Below are 21351 nucleotides of genomic sequence, written 5' to 3'. Positions count from 1 at the left end.
GGCATGCGTGTGATCGCGAAGCCGCCCACCGCCCGCGGCAGATGGCTGCCGTGGGCGGTTTGCATCCTCGTCGCGCTGGTCGCGGCGTCGGCCTGGTGGGTGCTCAAGCCAGAATCCGCTGATCGCAACAACGCGCTCGCCGCACAGGCCGGCGCGCAAGACGATGCGACGGCCGGCCTGATCGAGGGCCGGCCGCCGTACGCGCGCCCGAAGCTGCAGGCCGCATCGATGCAGGAGCCCGAGGCCATGCCCAGCCAGGATCCCGACGATCTGGCGGCCTACTTCCAACCCGGCGATCCGGAACCCAGCGGCGCGCAGGTGATCGAGGCCTTGCAGCAGGCCGGCGTGCGCACCGGTCTGGGCGCGTTCAATCCGCCCGGCACCAGCCCGCCGCTGGCGGGACTGGCCGTGCCGGAGGGCTACGACCTGCCCGAGGGTTATGTCCGCCATCACCAGGTCACCGACGAAGGCGTCGCGATCGAACCGATCCTGATGTTCGCGCCCGACTTCACGCTCTACGATCCGCAAGGCCGGCCGATTCAGATGCCGTCCGATCGCGTCGTTCCGCCCGCGCTCGCGCCACCGGGCATGCCGTTGCGGCAGGTCCGCATTCCTCCGCGCTAAGACCGCTACACGGAGTTCTTCGACTTGACCAAGGAACGGTTGTCTACGTCCCGCTGGCGCAGCCTCGCCGGCATCCTCGCCACCGCCTTGTTGCTCGGCCTATACGCTCGCGGCGGCCCCGCCTGGGGGCTGGGCTTCGTCGCCTTGGTGCCTTGGCTGCTGGCGCTCGATACCGATCGCAGCTTGCAGCGCGTGCTGGCGATAGGCGCGCTGATGAGCGTCGCCTTCGTGGCCGCGGCGTTTCATTGGTTCGGCGCGGCGATCGGCGCCTACACTGGCGTGGGCGCGGCGACGGCGACGGTGGCGCTGCTGCTATTGGCGCCGTTGCTGCAGCCGCAGTTCATCGCCTACGCACTGGTCCGCCAACTGACCGGACGCCGCTACGGGCCGCTGCTGCGCGCGTTGGCCGCGGCCTCGGCCTGGGTGGCCTGCGAATGGCTGCTGCCCAAGCTGTTGGGCGACACCCTGGGGCACGGCCTGTTTCCGTCCGCGGTCCTGCGCCAGATGGCGGACCTCGGCGGCGCCGCGGGCATCACCCTGGTACTGCTGCTGGTCAACGAGGCGCTGGCCTTCGCCATCCGCCAACGCGAACGCGGCTTGCGCGCGGCGCTGCGGCCGTTGGCGCTGGCGGCGCTGATCGTGGCCTGCATGGCCGGCTACGGCCTGCTGCGGCGCGCCGCCTTGCAGGCGCCCGCGATAGCCGATGCGGCGACGCTGCGCGTGGCCATGGTCCAGGCCAGCATTACCGACTACGAGCGGCTGCGCGAGGAAATGGGCGCCTACGCGGTGGTCCGCCACGTGCTCGATACCCATTACGCCTTGTCCTGGTCGGCGATCCGCGACCACGACGCGGACGTGCTGCTGTGGTCGGAAACCGTCTATCCCACCAGTTTCGGTAGCCCGCGCAGCGAAGACGGCGCAGCCCTGGATCGGGAGATCCAAGGCTTCGTCGATGCCGCCGGAGTGCCGCTGGTGTTCGGCACCTACGACCGCGACGAGCAGGGCGAGTACAACGCGGCTGCGTTCCTCGAACCCGGCAAGGGCCTGCTCGGCGCTTATCGCAAGACCTATCCGTTTCCGCTGACCGAATACGTGCCGCGTTGGCTGGACGGCCCCTGGTTGCGCGGCTTGCTGCCGTGGGCCGGCGGCTGGCGCCCGGGCGAGGGCGCGCGCGTGCTGCCCTTGCGCAGCGCGGACGGGCGCGAAGTCAACGTGGTGCCGCTGATCTGTCTGGACGACGTGCATACCGACCTGGCCATCGACGGCGCACGCTTGGGGGCGCAGGCCATCATCGGCATGTCCAACGATTCCTGGTTCACCGCCTATCCGGTCGGCGCCCGATTGCATCTGGCGGTCGCGGCCTTCCGCAGCATCGAGACGCGGCTGCCGCAGGTGCGCGTCACCACCAACGGACTCAGCGCCATCATCGACGACACCGGCGAAGTGCTGGCGAGTACGTCGATGGGCGATCAGGCCGTGCTCACCGCCTTCGTCAGCGCCCGCGATCCGGCGCCGACCTTGATGGTGCGCTGGGGCGACTGGGTGGGGCGTGCGGGCGCGGTGTTCCTGCTCGCGTTGGCCGCATTGAGCGTCTGGCGCGTCCGCTACCGCCGTGCCGCCGCCGTGCCGAAAGACGAATCGACGGTAGCGGTCGTCGCGCTCACGCCATTGTGGCGTATGGCGGCCGGCGCGTTGAGGCTGTGCGCGGGCGTGGGCTTGCTGTGGCTGGCCTACGACATGCTGTCGCGCATCGGCCTGCAGATCCAATCCTTGTCGCAGCTGAAGATCTTCGCCGCCGCGGTGGTGGCGCCGGCGCTAGCGGCCTGGGCGATCGAGCGCGCGTTCCTCGCGCAAGCGCGCGTGGAAGGGCCGTTGCTGGTGCTGGACCAACGCCGGCAACGGATCGAGATGCCCCTGGCCTCGATCGCCGCCTTGCGTCCCTGGCGGCTGCCGCTGCCACGCAGCGGCGTCGACCTGCGCTTGGCCGAGGGGCCTTACTGGACACGCGCCCTGGCGCTGTCTCGGCCGCATGCCTTGCGGCGCCTGTTGGCCGCGACCGGCACAGCGGTGGACGGGGGAGGGCGCCTGACGAACGCGTTGGCCGATCTGGCCCAAACGCGTGCGGACGCACGCCGGCCGCGGCTGGATCACGCGCTGGTGAAGTTCGCGCTATTCCCTTTGCTGCTGGCGCTGGTGGCGTTTCGTCTGCACCAGGTCATCGCCTTCGGCGGCAGCTTCGGCGAGTACTACAGCTACGGGCTGGCGGCCTACCTGACGGGGTTGCTGATCTGGTGGGCGTCCTGGTCGATCGGCCTGATGCTGTTCGCCGCCGTGCTGCGGATCGCGATCGAAACGGCGGTGGCGTTGGCGATAGCGCTGCGCTCCGCGCACCTGGCCGCGCTGCGCGACGCCTTGGAATGGCTGGGCCGTCTGGCGTTTTATCTGGGCGTTCCGGCTTGGCTGGCGTTTCGTCTGATCTCCACGGGATAAGCGGTCTATCGTCCGACTTCGGGGGTGGCGTTCGGGGGTGCGGAGCCGGGCAGGCGAGGGCAAGCAGAGCCCGCTTGCGACCAATCGGCCACGGCCGGCATCCGTACTGGGATCTGGCTTAGCCCGCGAGGATCCGCCATGCGCCACCATGAGACCAACTCCGGCATATACCCGGGCCTGCTAGCCATCGGCCTGTCCGCACTGCTCGCGATCGTTTCGCCGGCCTTCGCCGCGGACCCGGACGATCCCTATCCGGCGGCGATCGAGACCCTGGCGGACAAATTGGCGACGCGCTTCGTCGATCCGGGCGTGGGCCGGCGTTACGCGGACATGCTGCGTAGCAAGCTAAGCGCGGGCGAGTACGCGGACATCGACGACGCCAAGGACCTGGCGCAGCGCCTGACCCTGGACCTGCAAGCGGTCGCGGCCGATGGTCATCTGCGCGTCGATCTGGCGCCGGACCTCGGCGCGGGCGCCGGGCCCGTGTCCAACGGTCCGCGGCGAGTCGTTGGCCCCGCGCCGACGGGTACCGGAAGTGCGGGAGCATCGCCGCAACGCATGCCGGCGGCGAGCGGAGCGCCGAGTCGGGTATCCGCACTGGCTCCGATCGACCTGCCCAGCGTCGCCGAGACCAAGTGGATCGCGGACGGTGTGGCCTACATACGCTTCAACCAGTTCGCTGGCGAACCGGCGTCCGTGGCGGCGATCCGGGCCTTCGTGCAAGACCATGCGAACGCCAAGGCCGTCATCATCGACACGCGCAGCTTGGCGCGGGGCGGCGGACTGGCGGAGATGGACGCCTTGTTTCCTTTCTTGTTCGCGCAAGAAACGGTGCTGGTGGAAATGTCGGTGGCGAAGAACGAGAGGCCAGGGCGAGGTCCGGTGCCGTTCGCAACCCCGACGCTGCGTACCGTCCCGGGTGCCGCGAACCAGCTGGTACGCCAGCATGTGGCCATTCCCGACCCGGCCGAACGCCGCCTGCGCCAGGCCAAGGTGTTCTACCTGACCTCCAAACGCACGCGTTCGGCGGGCGAACATTTCGCTCTCGCCTTGCAGCGCACCCACCGAGGCACGTTGATCGGCGAGCGTACCGCGGGCGCCAATCACTTCGGCGGCATCGAGCCCATCGGTGCGGGCCTGGCCGCGTTCATCCCGGTAGGACGCACCTATGATCCGGACACCGGCAAGGATTGGGAGGGCGTCGGCATCGTTCCCGATATCGAAGTTCCGGCCGACGAAGCTTTGGCCAAAGCCTTGACGCTGGCCGGCGCTTGAAAGAGTCCGCGCTTCGGAACGGGCAGGCAGGCGAGTGGGAGATGGCGACGGAACGACGAATGCGCGACATCCCGCGACGAACAATCCTGTCAATGCCATCAACGACGCCGGGAACTGCCGATTCTTCGTCGACAATCCCTACGCCGACTGGCCTTGCGCAAGCCTGCGCCGCGCGCAGGCTTGCATAGGCCCGGTGGGCCGGTTCAAGCGCCGTCCTGCGCCGCGGTCACGTCGCGGTCCGTGCCGAGCTTCGCATGCTGCGAACGCGCCAAGGGCAAGGCCAATCTGAAACAAGCGCCTTGCCGCGGCGCGTCCACGATCTCGATGGAGCCCCGGTGCAGTCGCACGATGTCGCGGACCAGATTCAATCCCAGCCCGCTGCCGCGTTGGTTGCCCCGGACGCGATAGAAGCGTTCGAACACTTTCTCGCGATACTCGGGACGAATGCCGGGGCCTTGGTCGGATACTTCGATAATGCCGTGGCCGCTATCGCGACCGACGAAGATCGTGATCGCGCCGCTATTGCCGCCGTGCTCGATGGCGTTCTGAACCAGATTCACCAGGACGCGTTCCAACGCCAGCGCGTCGCCCGCGACCCGGGCCGCGTCGGTAACGGTTTCGAATGCGAGCTCGTAACCGGCGGAAATCGCCAGCGGCGCCAGGTTGGCGGCGGTTTGCCGGCCCAGGTCGACCAGGTCGATCGGTTGGAAATTCGGGTTGCTTCGATCCAGGCGCTGCAGGTTCAGCAAGTGCTCGGCCAGCACGGACAATCGCGCGACGTCCTGCAGGAGTCGTGCCCGGTCGGGGGAGGGGGGCATCGACTCCAGGCGGGCGTTGAGTATCGCGACGGGAGTGCGCAGCTCGTGCGCGGCGTCCACCAGGAAGCGTCGGCGTCTTTCGTGGCCTTCGTCGTAGCGCCCCAGGGCGTCGTTGACCGCCGACACCAAGGGAAGCACTTCCTCGGGCACGCCGGCTTCGGGCAGACGCGCTCCGCGCTGTTCGACATCGAGCTTGCGCGCGGTGTCGACGACGGGCTCCAGGCTCTTCAAGGACCAACGCACGACCTTGGGGGTGGCGATCAGGGTGACCAAGGTCATCAGGACCAGTAACGGCAGCAGGACGGTGACCAAGACCGACAGAATCAGCCAGCTCGCGCGGCCGGGCGCCATCACCCGGCCTTCTTCGGTCGTCAGTATCTGGACCCTGCCGTACGGAGTGTCGACCCGCTTGAGGCGCGCGCCGGTCGCCTTGTCGTCGTCTATCAGGTATCCCAGCCGGGCCTGACTGACCTGGTCCAACGCGCCGCCGATAGAGGCGAACTCCGGCGGAATCGGACCATGGCGCAGTTCGCGGCCTCGCCGATCGCGGATGACGTACCACAGGGCCGGAATTTCCCGGCGCAGTTCCATAAGGTCCGGCGTTTCGCGCAAGCTCATCCGGCCGCGGTCGTCCAGCGTCAATGCCTCCTGCAGAATCTCGACCGCATTGTCGGCGTCCTTGGCGACGTTGCTGCTGTACAGCGCCAATACGATCAGCAATCCGAAGACCGCCAGGAGCGCGCCTTGCAGTGCCAGCAGTCTCCACAGCAGGCGCTGCTTCAGCGAGTGCGGGCGCGATCGGGTCACGCCGCCTCCCGCAGCAGGTAACCGATGCCGCGGATGCTGTGGATCTCCACGCCGGCGCCGGCTTCGGCCAACTTGCGGCGCAAGCGGGAAACATGGGAATCGAGTGTGTTCGACTGTATGTCGTCGTCGAATCCATAGACGGACTCTTCGATCACGCTGCGCATCACGGTGCGGCCGCGGCGTCGCAGCAGGGCTTCGAGCAGCAACAGTTCGCGGCGCGGCAGTTCCAGCGGTCGTCCCGCGACCTCCGCCAGCCGTTCCACCAGGTCGAACGCAAGCAGGCCCACGCGTATCGTGTCGGATGCCATCCGCGCCGGCCGGCGCAACACGGCACGCAGCCGGGCAAGCAGCTCCTCGATCGCGAAGGGCTTGACCAGATAATCGTCGGCGCCGGCGTCCAGGCCGACGACGCGATCGGTCAGATCTCCGCGCGCGGTCAGCACGATTACCGGCGTGCGCAGGCCCATTGCGCGCAAACGCGGTATCAAGGCGACCCCATCGCCGTCGGGCAGGCTTCTATCGAGCACGATCGCGTCGTGGACGTCGCCCATCGCGGCCGCTTGCCCTTCGCCCAGGGTGGGGACGTGGTCGGCGACCATGTCGTAGCGCTTCAGGGCCTGCGTCAGGGCCGCGGCGAACTCGAGCTCGTCTTCGATCAGCAAGATGCGCATGGGTCCGACCCTGTCGCGTAGGCTGCATTCTGCCACCGCCATCGCAGGCTCATGCTCCGATCCAGCGCGAGGCCGCCCGTCGTGTTACCCGATACACCGTCGCGGGAGGCAGATTGCCGTACACGCGACCCAGCCTTTGCACCTTGAAGCCATGACGGTCCGTCCACGAGCGCGGCAATGGGAAGCGTGCGCCATAAGTGAACTGGTAGAACGCGCCGTCGACGGCAAGATGGCCGAATGCGCCGAGCAGCACGGCGAGCCGATGCCGTCGCGACAGGTTGCGCAAGGGCAGGCCACTGACCACGGCGGAGACTGGGCTGCCGACCCGCGAGAGCGGGTGCGGAAGGTAGCGGGCGTCGGCGCGCAGGACCTGCGCCGCCGGAAAGCGCCGCTCCAGCAGTGCGGCGAACTCCGGTGCCGCCTCGACCAGAACCAGATCCTCCTCGCGAACCCCTCGTTCGAGCAAGGCGCGGGTGAATACGCCGGTGCCGGGCCCCAATTCCAATACCCGGCCGGGGGCTGCCGCTACCTCGCTGGTAATCAAGCGGGCCAGCGCGACGCTGGACGGCGCGATCGCTCCGACGCGTCCAGGCGAGCGCCGCCAGGTACGCAGGAACGACCAGAGGTCGCGCCATCCGGGGTAGGCGGCCGCGGAAGAGTCCAGCGGCGCGGATTCGTGCGGGGTTTGAGGTAGCGATGCTGGACTCATTCGAACTCCACAGGGCAGGCGAGAGTCCGATCTTAGGAAGGAAGGTTGCGCCAACATTGCGTGCTCTCCCCCTGCGCCGGGACTTGGGTTCCGATTGGGGCACGGTCGAATGGGCGCTGCGGGCATGACGGTCGTCCATGCCTTGGTGCTGTTGGTCCCAGTGGCAACAGGGGAGCGGGGCGGGTGTCGCATGCTAGTTTGGTCTTCGGGCAGCGAACGGATTGGAAGCGGCTCCGCTGCAGTGGTTTTCCCTTGAACTTGAGGGGCAGCCTATGGCATTGGTTCCCAGCCGAATCGGTTGCCCGTCGACCAAGGTTGTCCGGAGAGCAAGCCTTCATGCACAAAATCGCTACGATTCGGTTTTTCGCACTGGTATTCGCGTGCGTAATCGGTTCCGCTCAAGCCAATCAAGCGGAAATGGCCGCGCATGCGCGAGCGATGAACGATATCGCCGCGACGCCTCCGTGTTGCAACGGCGGCGACGATGAAGACGACGATGGCTGGGAAGGCTACGAACCCAACTTCTCGGCCGCGGAGTTGCAGGAGATGCTGGATCGCTCGCGCAGAGAGGAGGCGGAAAGCCTGCGCCGGCATCAGGAACGCATGGCGCGCGATCCGGAGTATCGGTCCTTCTTCGACGGCTTCTGGAACTTCAGGCCCGCCCAGGACAACGCGCCGGGACAGTACTGCGCCGCGCGTTTCTATCGCGAAGGCAGCAGCATGATCGTTCTGGGCCCGGGCGGCGATTCTCCGTACGCCTACCTGGCGCTGTACGGACGTGGCGTACCGGTGCCCAAGTCGCCCAGAAAGCTGACCGTCCGGCTCCATCAGACTGGAGAAGCACCCCAAACCGTCGAGGTCTTCAACCTGGCCATGGCGGGCACCGGCGGAGACGGCGGCATGCTGCTGATGGCGGCCCCGAATGCGGACGCGCTGCTGGACGGCATGCTGGACCAGCATCGGTTCGAGGTCTTCGACAGCAAGCAGCGCGAGGTGTTCTACATACTCGAATGGACCGGCGGCCTCGCGGCGCGCGACAAGCTGCGGGCTTGCATCGGTACGAAGTCGTAAATACCGCGATCGCCGTCGTCGAACGGGGCGGGATTCCGGCGAGCTACCTCGGCACGCCGGCCCGGCGTCAGCTGTCCAATCGCTAGCCGCCTGCGGCCCGGGGCGGACCGCGGCGCCGCAGGTACGGCGCCGCGATGCGCGCTGGATGTCAGGCCTTCGCTTCGACGTGGCGGGCGAAGTTGTCGAGGATCGCCTGCCAGCCGGCGCGCTGCATTTCCGGCGAGTTCTCCGACTCGGCGTCGAAGGTGGACTTGACCAGGACGCCGTCGGCCTGAGCGACGAACTCGGACTGGACTTCGCGGCCGTCCTCCATCCGATACTCGATCGTCTGCTGCGGGACCACACGGGTGTAGGTGCCCTCGAAGTCGAAACCGAAGCTGCCGTCCTTGGCCTCCATGCGCGAAAGGAACTTGCCGCCCTCGCGCAGATCGACCGTGCTGTGGGTGGTGTGCCAGTCGTCGCTGGCGGCGTTCCACTGCTTGATGTCCTCCGGGGTATTCCAGGCCTTCCAGACCTGGTCCAGGTCGGCGCGTACCACGGCTTCGATGGTGATCTTCATGTTGTGCTCCAGTGCGGCCCGGAATGGGCGTTCATTAGCAGCGTCGAACGGAGGGGCGTCGAATCGACAGGCTCGCGAGGATTTTTTCAGATCGCCGCGCCGATGTCGCCGAACCGGGATGTCGCGCGGCCCCGTCCAGGCGCGTCACGGCGGGGCAGGGCTCGGCTCAGGACAACATGGTCGGCAGTTGCGCCTTTTTGTTGCTTTGAGCCTGTCTTCGGCCAGGGCAGGGCAGGCGCATCCGGTCCGGATCCGATTCGAACGATACGGCGGCATCGCGAGGGGCGTCGCGACGCCCCCCGGCCTTCGGCACCCGTTCGATTTGCGCTTGGTGTGCGCTTGACTTTGTCCGGTGGCGGTGCTGCGATGATCCGGTCCGCACCGTACGGCAAGGCAAGGATGCCCATGTACCCTCGTGGTCAGGTCGCCCAACCGGATATGGATGTCTCGCCACCGCCGCAGCGGGCGGAGCGCGACGATGCCGATCTGGATCGCAGAGGACGAGACGCTCGCGGGGACTCCGAAGATCCCGCGCAAGGCGACCCCGGCGAATCGCCGGACTCGCAGATCCGAATCCCCTCCGATGCCATCCACTTGCATTCCCTAGGGGGTGCGGAGGGCAAATCCTCGATGCTGGGGATAACGCTGCTGGAGTATCAGGGGCTTCCTTTTTTCGAGTTGACGGTGAAGGGTTCCTTCGAGGTCGGCCCCAGCCTCAGCATCGACTACGTTCCATCCCCGAGCATGCTCCTGGACGCCAAGTCCCTGAAGGAGGGCAGCTCCTTCGAGACGCCGATACCGCTGCCGCTGGCCGGTACGTCCTTGAACTTCGGCGTCGGCATGGACGGATCGCAGACCATCGGCCTGGAGTTGGGGCTGGGTCCCAAGCTCGGCAGGGCGTCCTTGGGCGGCGCGCAGGTCTACGCCTATACGGTTTGCCCGGATTCCGGCCCTTGTTTCGACGCCGGCGCGAAGCTCAAGACGGGCAACATCACCTACAAGGCCGACGTCGGCGTTTCGCTGGGCCGCGGGTTCGACGTCATGGCCGACGAGATCGGCCGCGCGATCATTCGTTCGCTGGAGCTGCCGGTACCCGGAGCAAACGGCGGTAGTCAACGCTGAAACGCACAGGGGGTGCGCGTATGTCGTCGTCTTCGGATTCGCTGTTTTCCAAGGTGCAATCGCCCGACGAGCTGATCCAGCGATTGCGATTCGACCCGGACCCGATTCCGACCGATTCCGACGAACTGCTGGACTTCCTGAAGCGCGACAAGGACCTTCAGCTGCGCCTGCTGATCCGGGACAAGGCCAAGGACATTCCCTTGTCGGGGATCGTGCAGCAAGGCGGCAAGATCCGGATCACCGTGCTGGATACCCTGCTCGAGCCGGGTCTGAATCCGTTTCTCGTGCTCGAGAACATCGGCGTCGCCCGCTCGCTATTGTCGGATTGCCTGGAGCTGCGCCGGCGCATCGAGGCGCTGCAGCTCGACCTGTTCAACTACGCGCAGGAATCCTACGAGTTCGAGGAGACCAAGAAGCTGCGGGACGCCGAGCTGGCCCGCCTTGCCGACGAAGTACAACTGCACGACGGCTTGCTGGCCGCCAAGCGCAAGGAGCAAACCGCTTTCGCGACCGTGATCGCGAACTGGGCCGAGGCCATGGCCAGCCATGGTGCGGACGCTCCCGGGCACACGTCCGAGCATCGAGTCGACCGGATGCTGGTCCAGTCCTATTGGCCGGTGATCCATTCCACGTCGACGCCGGGTAATGGCACGCCGGAATTGGTGAAAGTGTCGAATGCGCCCTACAGCGCCCTGTTCTCCGGTTCCGTCTTCGACATCGTCTGGGCGGCGATGTCCTCCGATGCCAAGCGCAGCGTAAAGTTCGAGACCGCCAACCAACGCAACGAAACCCTGCGTCTGCAGAACGAGAAGTCCGCGATCGACAGCCAGATCGCCCAGATCTCGGCCGCCAAGAAGATCGCCGTCTACGACCACGACTTGGCGAAGAATCGCAATGCGATACGCGACGAGAAGTGGCGCCGCAAGGTGGTGCAGTTCGAGACCAACTCCGGCCTGGGCCTCAATCGCCGCTTGCGCGACTCGCTGATGCTGTATTCGGAGATCTTCGGCCAGCTGCGTGTCGCGCTGCACGCGATCGAGTTCGGCCAGACGGAAATCCTGGGCATGACCATCGAAGGCTTCGACGCCGAAAGGCTGGACCTTCGCAATCGTTACATCCTGGAACCGGCGCGCACGCAAACGCAAAGCGCGCCGGGCGCGGACGTGCAGGAGTCGTTCGACGACGGCATCTGGATTTCGCTGGACACGCTGGGCAGCTACCTGGTCCAGGCCGAGGCCAGGATGCGCAGGCGCGCCCATTCGACGCACGTCACCCAATCCGTGCTGCGGCTGGACGGCGAATTGGGCGAGGGCAGTGCACCCATCAATCTGGAACAAGCCATCGGCCCCAACAGCGCGCTCGCGGCGGACACACGGCGGGACAATATTCTCGCCATCCGCATCCTCAACCTCGGCGACCCGATCAGCCTGAGCCTGCGCTTGCGGCGGCCGCAGCCGATGGGCCAGTACGTCCCTCCGGATTTGCAGCATCCGAACGGGTCCTGGCTGCCCGATCCGATATGGAAAATATTGTCGAGCTACGATCTGGCGCTGGACTACGCCTATCTGCCCAGCACCTCGGCGGCCGTCGCGCCCGAGGTGCCGTCCGTGGTCACGCAGTTCTTGAACCGGGAACTCAACGGTCTGTTGAAAGCGACCGTCGGACCGGCGGAGCCGACCGCGCGGAAGCTGTCGCTGAGGATCGAGGTGTGGCACACCTGATGGTCGCCATCGATGACGCTATGCGGTTGCGGCAGACCCTGGCCAGGATTAGTGCCGAATCAGTCCGGAGGCGGTCCCGAACAAGGACGCCGGATGGTTGCCATGCTGAGCGACGGCTGCGGTCGCACCGAGGGCGTGGGTCTAGCCGGCCCGGCCAGGGCTCACAGGGCCATTGGGGAGAGCCTGCGCGTAGTGGTGGGACAGGAAGTAGCGTTAACTTTGACCGTAACTCCTGCGCCAGTGCGACCTAGTCACGATCCAATTCAGGTGTTGAGTGTTCGGTATTTTGGCAGGTAGTGAATATCGATAAGGCGGGGATTAGGGAGGGTTATCGAGGGCAGGGGGGATGTCGGCTTCCGACCCTAAGTGGCCACAGAATCTATCAGTGGTACCTTGACCGTGCACGTTTGAGCATAATCGATGAGGCACTTCTATGGCTTCGGTTGGAGCACAAATCCAAAGCGCAAGCGAGGCCATCTGCCAGAATATTGCTTCGTTAACCGAGCAGCGCCCGCTGCTATCGCAGAACGTCCTCGCGCAACTTCGCAATCTGGTCGAGGGAGTTATTGTGCGACTGCATCTCGGTGCTGACAGCCCTCAGTTTCGCTATGAGGATGTCGAGCCTGCTTTGGCCCACATCCGTAGTCAGGCCAAGCTTAACTTTCTCGGCCGCTTCCACAAATTGCTGCAAGCCAGTGCGTCGCATTACACCCTCGACGGCGACGCCTCAGAGCGGCTGATGCTTAAGTACTACGAATACCTGTACCGCTTGCGAAGCCTGGTCTGGGCTAGCTGTCAAACGAGTGTATTGGCCAACCTGGAGTCGTTCCCAGTCGACCTGGACCCATCCCTTCGGGAATATCACTTGAGGATCGCCGAGCGCATCGAAGCTGTGCGCCAAACGAAGCTAAATCGAGAGGCCGGTGCGCGGTACTACATCCATAAGATCCGCCCGCTCTTCGTCGAAGGGCGCATCTACTACGAAGTAACGTTCCATCGTGCTGTGAACCGGGTGAGCAAGTTCGATCGCGCTATCGCTTTTACCGACATTGACATGACGGATAAGTACTCCGCCTACTTGGTCCTACAGCGCGACTCCATTCGTGTGCTTGATCGAGGTATGCCGATCACGATTATTCGTGCATGGGACGTGTCGATCCGGCCATGCGAATTGACAAACTTCGCCCGACTTCTTGGCATCAACGCCGGTATCCAAAGCACCTCAGCAGAATACCGCTACCTGATGCATGGTCTTACAGCCACATCTGGAAGCTTGCTAGATTTGATGGACATGGATGATGCGGAGTATCAATCTATTCGCTTCATCCCCAAGGCGGGGGAGAAGGCACTTATCTTCTCAGTCTTGGATGAGGCACGTCGGCTCATTCGGAGCCGGGCCCATGGTCACATCCTCCTGCGTTACTTGATGCTCCGGATGCACAACCAGACGATAAAATTGCAGTATGCATCCGAACCCTGCCGGTGGCTGTCAAACCTTCGCCTGCAGATGGGATGCATTCCATTTGAAACTATGCCGTTTTGCACTTCTCCCCGAGGCCATAACCCCCGCCTATCGGATCTTTTCGAAGCACTGGATGCGGGCGAGAGGCGACACGAGTTGCTCGCGCGGCGGCTCCATACCAACGTCGAACAGCACGGAATGCTGTACACGCCGGAGGAGGATCTCCTTGCATTCGGCGATCCAAGTGCGTTGATGGCATCATTCAATGAAAGGCTTTACCACAAGCACGCGCATCGCAAGCTTGTGCAGGACAAGCGCCATGTCTTCATCATTGGGTACGAGGATGAGACGGCAGAGATTGTCTCGACTCTACAAGCCGTGGCCGACGAGGGAATCGCAGGTTACACCCAAGCCGTGCAGCGCTGGATGCAACAAGCTCCGGGCGAGATCGACGATCCCGCCAAGAAAGACGCGATCGAGCGCTTGTTCACTGACTCAAGAGTCGCATTGATTTACGGCGCGGCGGGCACCGGAAAGTCAACGATGGTTAACCACATCGCGACCTATTTCAATGACAAGTCCAAGCTCTTCCTTGCCCATACCAACCCGGCTGTTGATAACCTGAAACGTAAGGTGATTACCCAGAACGCGACCTTTCGGACGATCAGCAGTCACATACATCGGTATGGTCACGATCCCGAGTACGACCTTCTCGTCATCGACGAGTGCAGCACGGTCAGCAACACGGACTTACTCAAGGTGCTCCGGAAAGGCTCGTTCAAACTCCTGGTTCTAGTCGGGGATGTCTTTCAGATCGAGGCAATTCAGTTCGGTAACTGGTTCTCGATCATCCGCTCGTTCCTCGCGCCGAGTGCAATTTTCGAGCTGACGACGCCGTATCGAACGAAGAATCCGGCGCTGCTGCGATTATGGGATAGAGTGCGATACATCGAGGAAGACATCGACGAAGTTATTGCGAAGAACGGCTATTCATGCGTTCTCGACCGAACTCTCTTCGAACGCATCTCAGACGACGAGATCATTCTGTGTCTGAACTACGATGGTCTCTATGGGATAAACAACGTCAATAGGTTTCTTCAGAGCAGCAATCCAAGCCCCGCTGTCATTTGGCGGGAGGCGACATATAAAGTGGGCGACCCGATCCTGTTCAACGAATCCGAGCGCTTCCGTTCGGTGTTCTACAACAACCTGAAGGGTCGAATCGTTGCAATAACCCAATCCCTGGACTCCCTATCCTTCGATGTTGATGTAGATCGACCGGTCAGCGCATTCGACGTCTTGGGAACGGACGTGGAGTGGGTGGCGGGATCGATCGTGCGGTTCACCGTTTTCGACCATGACGCCAGCGACGATGATGATGACGCACTGCACACCCTAGTTCCATTCCAGGTTGCCTATGCCGTCTCGATTCATAAGGCACAAGGATTGGAGTACGACTCAGTCAAGGTCGTCGTGACCAATGCGAACGAGGAAGACCTAACCCACAGCATCTTCTATACCGCTATCACGCGAGCTCGAGAAGATTTGCGGATCTTCTGGACACCAGAGACCCAACGCAAAGTGCTGGGCAACCTGCACCGCACAGTAAATCCGAAAGACGTCCAATTGCTTGCAGCGCGTCGCGGACTTCAACTGACGCGCTAAGTCGGCAGCGGAGCGCAGCGCAAGTTCGACCTTGCCTTGCGGTTGGATGTCGGCTTCTGGCCGATAGTGTACATCCGGCTGGTTGAGTTCGCTTCGGCGATGCTAATGTCCGCTTTCGACCCATAGCGGATGCGACCTTGGGGCATCTGCTGGCCATGCTCAGATCAAATACGACTAGGCACCACCGCTATAAGTGCCGAACGCTCTACAACAGCCAGAATATGTCGAATTCTCGCCGCGGTGTCGAAAGATCAGCGTTCAACTAGGTAGCTGTCCTGGCGCCCCGGGGATCCCCTTCACGATGGTCTGCATGAAGTGGTTTAGATTCAAGGCGACCTGAAGCGCATTGGCGTCCGAACGCTCGAGCGGATTGTGTTCGAGAACCATCTTCAGAACTGTGGGGACAGGCCCCGCTTCCGTAGCGACCTGGACGACTGCTTGACCGGACAGTAGGAAGAGCGGCGATGTCTTGCCCGTGAACGCCTGATGCCAATCCGCCTCAGTGCGATCCCGCTCCGCCAGCTCTGCCAAGCCACGCAGCTCAGAGCGAAGCGCTTGAATCGCCGAGTCCACCGTTGGGAACGGTGTCGCCCACAGGCTAGCGTGATCGATCGACCCTCGCGCGGCAATAAAGACGATGCCGCGTTCTGCTGAGCACGTCTCCGCGTTAATCTGCTTCGAGGCCTTGAGAATATTCTCGAAGATCGTTTGGCCTGATCGCGAAGCGATGCTCTTGATCGCAATGGCCCAGCGAGTTCTCACACCGCTGATATCTTCGGTGGTAAACATCACATCGGGATTGTCTCCTTGAGAAGCCTGGGGATGATCCAATACCACGTCGTGCGCGAAATGTACTGCCAATGCGCCGACGTAGAGCTCCGTAAGCTTCCGGCCTGCGTCATCTCGCGGGTCGCCTGCTTTTGACTGGAGCGACGAAGTGTAGAGCGCTGGCTTTGCGAACAACCTCAGGTGCGGTGTAAACGTCGCGAACTCCGGTTCGCCAGCAATCGACAACAATTTGGCGGCGAGGTCATACATGCCACCGGCTTCCGCGAGCAATTCGATTGAGATGTCCTGGGGCCGCGCTCTACGTGCGCGCTCCATAACTTCCAGTGGCGCAAGTAGTTCATGCTCGACGCGGGAGTCCACTGGAGGTGTCACGCCGTGCTTTGCCAAGAGATCGATCAAGCGGTCTGTCACCTGCGCCGCTTCGGGGAATGTTGAAATGACCACGCCAATTCGCGCCTGCATGAAGGTGAGATTTGCAAGGAGTGTGCCAAGTCCGCTCTCGCTTGACCATCTGTGCCAGCAGCACAAGGGAGAAAGGGGGGGCGAGCACTTCGAATCGCTCGCAGAGGCGCTCTTTCTGGCGACCCGTCCTGCTCATGCTCGCCGTCGGATCAGGCGTCGCTCGACCCCGTAACGGCCGCTCGTGGCCGCATGCTGACAGGCCAGTTCCCAGGGCAGCTATCGACGCGAAGCGGACATCCCTTCAATGCTTGTCCGCGGCTTTCGAGGTGCACTCTGTTCAGCTCGCTGGATTCGGTTATACATCGGCTTGTTAGCCGGCCCCAGCAGTCATAAGATCGAGCTGTATCAAGGGATAGCCGGCCATACGGCGGGCTCTGGATAAGTCGTATAACCGGATCCAGAGATCCGACTACTAGGTAGTTTGGGCACAGGGGCAGCATGGCCGCATCTCAACCCTCGCAAGATCAACTGCACTTGGCTCACGTACTCGGGATTGACATTTCCGCCGATACATTTGACACGGCAGCAGCTCGCTTACTTGACGGTGTTGCAGCGGCTATCGGTTACGAGCCCGCCGACAGGTCCAGCGAGCGGCAACGAGCTTTTGCCGAGTCGCTCGGTCAGGATGTGGCAGGCGATTCAAAGCGTGTCGCAAGCGCCAAGATCGGCGAGGCTCTTCTTTCCAAGAACCGGAGTGCAATTGAGTCCTTGGACCTACGACCGGGTAATCGCGTCATCCGTGTCATTCAGTTCGAGCATGCCGGGGAGCTACGATCTTTCGAGCAAGAGTTCATTGTTTCCTCAATCCAGCCAAATGGTCGGGCATTCTTCAAAGGTGGCAATGGCCAGGGCGCTTGGCCAACCCAGCTTCGTAAGCCTACGCCCTAACAATTCATTCAAGCCGAACCCGCTTCGCGGTTAGGCTTAACTCCGGTGTTATGCCCCAATGGAAAGAGCCAGCAGGCCACAGGTCGGATTAATCCACCTTGAGGTGATAGACCGCTTTAACTTCGCGGAGTTCGAGACGGCTGTCCGCTCAGAAGGGCTAGACCTGCGGATCGAGTCAAGACCAGATCCCGGTCCTTACGCTGGTATTGAGTGGCTAATTCCTACAGCTGTCGTGATCTATATCGGCAAGGCCTACTTCGATTCATTCCTTAAAGAGGCTGGTAAAGATCACTACACCGTCTTAAAAGCGGCCGTCTCAAGTCTTTCTTCAAAGTTCTTTGGCAAAAATACGCCAAAGGGTCGTGTGGTCTTCTCAGAAGGCAAAGCCGAGTCGGAGCATCCGCGCTACTCAATCTTTTATTCTATCGTAGCGGACTTCGGAGATGGCTACTCCGTCAAGCTACTTCTTCAAAGCGACTTTGATGCGGATCTCTGCAACGAAGCGCAAGACGCGTTCCTGCAATTTCTGTCCGAGGCCGCGGCCGGAAAGTTGGATCCAAACGCAGTGAAAGGGCTCTCCACCGCCAAACCGATCGGTCATACCTTGCTCATCGCGTACAACCCAGATAGAAGGGCCCTTGAGGTCATCGATCCATTAGGTCCGCGTTAGGCCGTACTAGAGGAGATCTAAGCGAGGCCGGGGATTAAGCGGGTTTATTGGGGTAGGGAAGGCCTGCCCCCGACCCAAAGTGGACATCCGACTCGGCGCCTGGATTGAGCCGTGTTTCGAGGCGGCGTTAGCTCGTTCGACCTATTGAGCGCTGGCCGATTTGAGTAGCACAGAGTTATGCGGTGACAGACATACTCTGCGGTGAATGATGTTCCGGATGCTTCCAACTTCTGGGGAGAACGTGGAAGCTCGATTCGCGGCTTACGCCTCTGGGGTGACCTCAGGTTCAGGGTACGCGGCTTCTTGGGCGATCAGGGGCGGGCGTCGAAACTGTTCCATGTACCACGTCGGCAGCGGATGCCGGAAATGGCGTGCCGACAGCACTAGCAGCTCTTCTTGGTTCTTGGCAACGCAGGCTACCTCGCTCGCACCCGCTGCGCCAACCGGCACAGTCACAGACGCGGCCGCTTCTTCTGCACAGCTGCCCTGGAGGGCTATCAGGGCGCGCGATACGCCCGGCAATCCGTCTTGGGGGCGCGCGGCGATCTGATCGATGGGCGCGGCGGGGAACCAGCGTTCTTTAGTGACATCCCCGAGCAGAGGGTGCAGCTCTTCGCGCAGCACACGTAAGGCTTCGTCGGCTTGTGCGAACGCAGCCACACTTGCCAGCATCGGGACGAGCGAAGTGGTTCGGCATAGCACCTCGGTTCGACCGTCGCCATCGCGCAGTGTAAGCGCGTCCTCAATCCTATCCGTCGAAACCGGGGTACAGCGACCATCGCCCCGGGCGGTCACCACGAATCGGCTCGCGACGTCTTGCGCGAGGAGAGAGACGTTTTTGTAGTCGCCAACGGACATCAATGCGGCCAATGCAATGGATAAATCGACCGCTCGGCCATCGAGCGCCGGTAGGCGTCCGCCAGGGTGCGCGTTGAACAATGCCACGATTTTCACCCCGAGATCGGCGCGAAGACCCTGATTTTCCTCCTCGTCTGGTGTGAGTAGCAGCAGCAAGCCGAGGCGGCCGGCTTCCTGCAGGACCAGGCGGTTGTAAAAAGCTCCTTCGCCGACATGGTCCATCAACACGTACTGGTCGATCAGTTGCGGCCAGATCTTCTCGAAGTAGCGCGTCAGTGCGTCGCGAAACTGGGATTTCATGCCGTCGAACCGAGCCAGGAACGCCGGGTCGTCCGCCAAGTCAGCCGCCAGTGCTTCCGCCCAAGCACGCAAGAGGAGGTATTCAGCGCCCTCGACGCTGGGGCGCAGGTTGGATTCGGACTTTCCCCAAATATCGAACACGCCCCAGCCCATCTGCGCGGCCGCGAACCGCTTGAGCAACAGCCGCTTCTTGGCGGCAGGCGAGGGCGCGGCTCGCACGTCTGCTGGGTCGAACGCGCGATCGACGAATCGTCGAAAATGCTTGGATGCTTCCTCGCTCTCTTCCAACGTCGCGATGGCCGCGCGCAGGTGGTCTCGGCCAGCCTTCAGCAACAAAGCCTCGTTAAGGAGGTTTTCTTCAATCAGTGTCGCGAGCTTGTCGATATCCCATAATTCGAGTTTGAAGCCCGGCTGCCGTTGCACATCCTCAGCCAGCGCGGAGAACCCCGCCTGCACGGTCTGCTTGAGCTCGCCACTGGTGACGACCACCAGATGTTTTGCGCGTTCGCGCAACCTCGGATCGAGGCGGTTTCGTGCGAAGTCGGTATAGGCCTCGCGGACGGAAGGTTCGATGGCCTGTGTACCGACGTACATGTCATCGCGTCCGATGTCACCAAACTTGATGATGTACATATAGGCGTCGTCATCGTCGCCGGTGGGCGCGAAGGTGGATACAACATCGACGCCGGCCTGGCCGGCACCCAGTTGGGGGCGGCTAAGCACCGTGTGCCCCATCGCCACCAGCAACTCCGGAAGCAGCGCATCGAGCTCGTCGCGTTCCCGCAGGGAACTCAGATATTGGGTCAGGAGGAGCCGGATACTCATGGCAAACTGCCTTCCACCAGCCGGTTTCGGATGCCTTCGGCGCCGAGCGGGTCAGTCCGTTCCAGAAAGGGCAGCTCGTAAACTAGCGAGAACTCCTGCATCGAAACCACCTGTTCGTGCGTCTCGCCTCCCGTATTGAACTGGAAGGCCGCTTGCTGCGCGTACTTAAAGTGGGCGCGAGTCACGATCTGGGCGAACACTGACGCTTCCTCTGCGTGCTGTTCGATGTCACGTCGCTCCTGAAGCCGTCGGCTCTGGCGGATGATTCGGTCTTCGACCGACAGGGTGAGTTCCTTGAGCCGTGGAGCCTGCGCGCGGTGTTCGTAGAGGGCGTTTGAGGCTCGAATCGTTTCTGCAAGCGTCGGATAGCGCTCGGTGAGGGCCGGGGCGGCACCGCCGAGAAGCTGTCTCGTGGTGTCCGGGAACTGGCGCGCCATATGCCGTAGCAACGGGCCCAGCGTAGCCTCCGAAGGATCGAGCCCAGCTTGCAGACAGGCCACGATCCAACCCAAGGACACGGCGGGGGTCGCATGGACGCCGACCAGACGATGAGCCACCAACAGGGCGTCCACTGGGTCAATCCTACCCGGTTCGAACGGGGTCAGGGCCTCGGCCCGCAAATGGGTCACGCTGAGCTCGTGTTCGATCGCCTTGCCCATTTGGGCCGCCACCGTTCTTCCGAACCAGGCCCCAAGGGCCACTGTCGCCATGACCGGCGACGAAGCCAGAACATGGATACAGTGGTTGAGCTCGAAGCTATTGACCGGGAGGGCAGCGATTTCTGCCAGTAGTGGGGTCACTGCTGCTGGATCGTTCTCGGCGGCTGCTAGCCGCCCGAAGAGGTGGTCTGGACTGGTCGCCATAGATCCGCTCGAACTAGGGGTCAGCGAGCACCACTCAAGGCGCCCAGCCGCCCCTGGATGCTAGCAAAGACCTAGGTACAACGTCCTCGGGTCGGCACGAGTCTCGTGGTCCTGTATTCGCTCTCGCACTGAAAGTGCTCGGTCACAAGGACCTCGACACCAAGCGATGCCATATCCATGCGCTAGCCCGCGGGGCAAACGGTGTGTAAGTCCACGGGATGCGGCGCTGTGGAGGATTCGATGTCCGCTCATGCCGAGAGCAGACTCCGAGATAGGGATATGCTGATCCAGTTCTACAGATACTCAATGACTCCGTCCTCTGAGAACCAGTCCTGATCGAGCACGAAGCGTTTGACGCGCTCTGGGTTGGAACTGTATGCCACCAATGCACAGCATTACCTGTCGGGATGTAACAACTTCACCTGTCCCGCCAGAACCGGCCGCTAATACGGCGTGCCATCCGTTCGCACCACCGAACCAAACTTCGCATAATGTATATTATGTAAATACGAACCTGGGCCCCAGGCCACGTGTCGGCAACCCGCTTTGTCAGCTTCGGACGCCAGATCCGCAAGCAACATGCCGGCTGGCTGGAGTTGGTTAAGGACTAGGCCTTTCGCGCCGGCGTGCCATTGCGGGCTGAGCTAGCGGATCTGGCGCAGGACTCTGATGACGGCTACTTCGACTGGCTGCAACTTCCTG

16 protein-coding genes are annotated in these 21351 nt (G+C 62.8%); 9 read left to right on the top strand and 7 right to left on the bottom strand.

The features are described from left to right. Positions 1-3: 3 nt before the first annotated feature. The 3 genes from ASE35_RS05420 (at position 4) to ASE35_RS05410 (ending at position 4389) form a co-directional block, all read left to right on the top strand. On the top strand, positions 4-624 hold the full coding sequence (locus tag ASE35_RS05420; protein WP_057163163.1) for a hypothetical protein: 621 nt from the start codon (positions 4-6) through the stop codon (positions 622-624). A 24-nt stretch (positions 625-648) separates the two neighbouring features. Beyond that, positions 649-3114 (top strand): apolipoprotein N-acyltransferase, encoded by a 2466-nt coding sequence (gene lnt, locus ASE35_RS05415; protein WP_057163162.1) that lies wholly within the window; start codon positions 649-651, stop codon positions 3112-3114. A gap of 138 nt (positions 3115-3252) precedes the next feature. Next, entirely contained in the window at positions 3253-4389 is a 1137-nt protein-coding gene (locus ASE35_RS05410) for a S41 family peptidase (RefSeq protein ID WP_057163161.1), read from the top strand. Positions 4390-4592: 203 nt separating this feature from the next. Here the strand turns inward: ASE35_RS05410 and ASE35_RS05405 are convergent, their stop codons facing one another. The 3 genes from ASE35_RS05405 to ASE35_RS05395 form a co-directional block, all read right to left on the bottom strand. Then, positions 4593-5915: a HAMP domain-containing sensor histidine kinase gene (locus ASE35_RS05405; RefSeq protein ID WP_200956990.1), complete on the bottom strand. Its 1323-nt coding sequence runs from the start codon at positions 5913-5915 to the stop codon at positions 4593-4595. A gap of 95 nt (positions 5916-6010) precedes the next feature. Then, a complete protein-coding gene (locus tag ASE35_RS05400) occupies positions 6011-6685 on the bottom strand; it encodes a response regulator transcription factor (RefSeq protein ID WP_057163159.1) in 675 nt (224 codons plus the stop codon). 49 nt (positions 6686-6734) lie between these two features. After that, on the bottom strand, positions 6735-7394 hold the full coding sequence (locus ASE35_RS05395) for a methyltransferase domain-containing protein (protein WP_235569996.1): 660 nt from the start codon (positions 7392-7394) through the stop codon (positions 6735-6737). Positions 7395-7730: 336 nt separating this feature from the next. On the opposite strand from ASE35_RS05395, the gene ASE35_RS05390 reads away from it, so the two are divergent. Further along, the gene (locus ASE35_RS05390) at positions 7731-8465 is read left to right on the top strand and encodes a hypothetical protein (RefSeq protein ID WP_157489273.1); all 735 of its coding nucleotides are present in this window, start codon (positions 7731-7733) and stop codon (positions 8463-8465) included. 148 nt (positions 8466-8613) lie between these two features. On the opposite strand, the gene ASE35_RS05385 is transcribed toward ASE35_RS05390, so the two are convergent. After that, a complete protein-coding gene (locus ASE35_RS05385; protein ID WP_057163157.1) occupies positions 8614-9024 on the bottom strand; it encodes an SRPBCC family protein in 411 nt (136 codons plus the stop codon). A 405-nt stretch (positions 9025-9429) separates the two neighbouring features. On the opposite strand from ASE35_RS05385, the gene ASE35_RS05380 reads away from it, so the two are divergent. From ASE35_RS05380 to ASE35_RS05370, 3 genes are all read left to right on the top strand, one after another. Further along, a complete protein-coding gene (locus ASE35_RS05380) occupies positions 9430-10146 on the top strand; it encodes a hypothetical protein (RefSeq protein WP_157489272.1) in 717 nt (238 codons plus the stop codon). A 53-nt stretch (positions 10147-10199) separates the two neighbouring features. Continuing rightward, positions 10200-11867: a hypothetical protein gene (locus ASE35_RS05375; RefSeq protein ID WP_157489271.1), complete on the top strand. Its 1668-nt coding sequence runs from the start codon at positions 10200-10202 to the stop codon at positions 11865-11867. Between the two features lie 433 nt (positions 11868-12300). After that, complete coding sequence (locus ASE35_RS05370; RefSeq protein ID WP_057163154.1) at positions 12301-14994, top strand: ATP-dependent RecD-like DNA helicase; 2694 nt, start codon at positions 12301-12303, stop codon at positions 14992-14994. 258 nt (positions 14995-15252) lie between these two features. On the opposite strand, the gene ASE35_RS05365 is transcribed toward ASE35_RS05370, so the two are convergent. Beyond that, positions 15253-16182 carry a hypothetical protein gene (locus ASE35_RS05365; protein WP_235569995.1) on the bottom strand — a complete coding sequence of 310 codons (930 nt, stop codon included), beginning with the start codon at positions 16180-16182 and terminating at the stop codon, positions 15253-15255. 501 nt (positions 16183-16683) lie between these two features. Here ASE35_RS05365 and ASE35_RS20995 point away from each other — a divergent pair. Continuing rightward, positions 16684-17133, top strand: coding sequence for a hypothetical protein (locus tag ASE35_RS20995; protein WP_157489269.1), 450 nt, complete (start codon positions 16684-16686; stop codon positions 17131-17133). Between the two features lie 58 nt (positions 17134-17191). After that, positions 17192-17803 (top strand): hypothetical protein, encoded by a 612-nt coding sequence (locus ASE35_RS20990; protein WP_157489268.1) that lies wholly within the window; start codon positions 17192-17194, stop codon positions 17801-17803. A gap of 261 nt (positions 17804-18064) precedes the next feature. On the opposite strand, the gene ASE35_RS05360 is transcribed toward ASE35_RS20990, so the two are convergent. Both ASE35_RS05360 and ASE35_RS05355 read right to left on the bottom strand, forming a co-directional pair. Beyond that, entirely contained in the window at positions 18065-19786 is a 1722-nt protein-coding gene (locus ASE35_RS05360; RefSeq protein ID WP_057163152.1) for a hypothetical protein, read from the bottom strand. Continuing rightward, entirely contained in the window at positions 19783-20586 is an 804-nt protein-coding gene (locus ASE35_RS05355; RefSeq protein WP_235569994.1) for a hypothetical protein, read from the bottom strand. The genes ASE35_RS05360 and ASE35_RS05355 overlap by 4 nt, the downstream gene beginning before the upstream one ends. Between the last annotated feature and the right edge of the window lie 765 nt (positions 20587-21351).

It is taken from the genome of Lysobacter sp. Root916, from assembly GCF_001429785.1.
Lineage (GTDB): Bacteria > Pseudomonadota > Gammaproteobacteria > Xanthomonadales > Xanthomonadaceae > Lysobacter.
The sequence above is the reverse complement of the archived record's forward strand: the minus strand, read 5'-3'. Positions and strand labels throughout refer to the sequence as shown.

What these genes read in the sequence shown, in the direction of transcription:
- ASE35_RS05420 (WP_057163163.1), top strand. Translation starts at nt 4, where the DNA reads ATGCGTGTGATCGCGAAGCCGCCCACCGCCCGCGGCAGATGGCTGCCG.
- ASE35_RS05360 (WP_057163152.1), bottom strand. Translation starts at nt 19,786, where the DNA reads ATGAGTATCCGGCTCCTCCTGACCCAATATCTGAGTTCCCTGCGGGAA.
- ASE35_RS05400 (WP_057163159.1), bottom strand. Translation starts at nt 6,685, where the DNA reads ATGCGCATCTTGCTGATCGAAGACGAGCTCGAGTTCGCCGCGGCCCTG.
- ASE35_RS05410 (WP_057163161.1), top strand. Translation starts at nt 3,253, where the DNA reads ATGCGCCACCATGAGACCAACTCCGGCATATACCCGGGCCTGCTAGCC.
- ASE35_RS20995 (WP_157489269.1), top strand. Translation starts at nt 16,684, where the DNA reads ATGGCCGCATCTCAACCCTCGCAAGATCAACTGCACTTGGCTCACGTA.
- ASE35_RS20990 (WP_157489268.1), top strand. Translation starts at nt 17,192, where the DNA reads ATGGAAAGAGCCAGCAGGCCACAGGTCGGATTAATCCACCTTGAGGTG.
- ASE35_RS05390 (WP_157489273.1), top strand. Translation starts at nt 7,731, where the DNA reads ATGCACAAAATCGCTACGATTCGGTTTTTCGCACTGGTATTCGCGTGC.
- ASE35_RS05370 (WP_057163154.1), top strand. Translation starts at nt 12,301, where the DNA reads ATGGCTTCGGTTGGAGCACAAATCCAAAGCGCAAGCGAGGCCATCTGC.
- ASE35_RS05395 (WP_235569996.1), bottom strand. Translation starts at nt 7,394, where the DNA reads ATGAGTCCAGCATCGCTACCTCAAACCCCGCACGAATCCGCGCCGCTG.
- ASE35_RS05385 (WP_057163157.1), bottom strand. Translation starts at nt 9,024, where the DNA reads ATGAAGATCACCATCGAAGCCGTGGTACGCGCCGACCTGGACCAGGTC.
- ASE35_RS05380 (WP_157489272.1), top strand. Translation starts at nt 9,430, where the DNA reads ATGTACCCTCGTGGTCAGGTCGCCCAACCGGATATGGATGTCTCGCCA.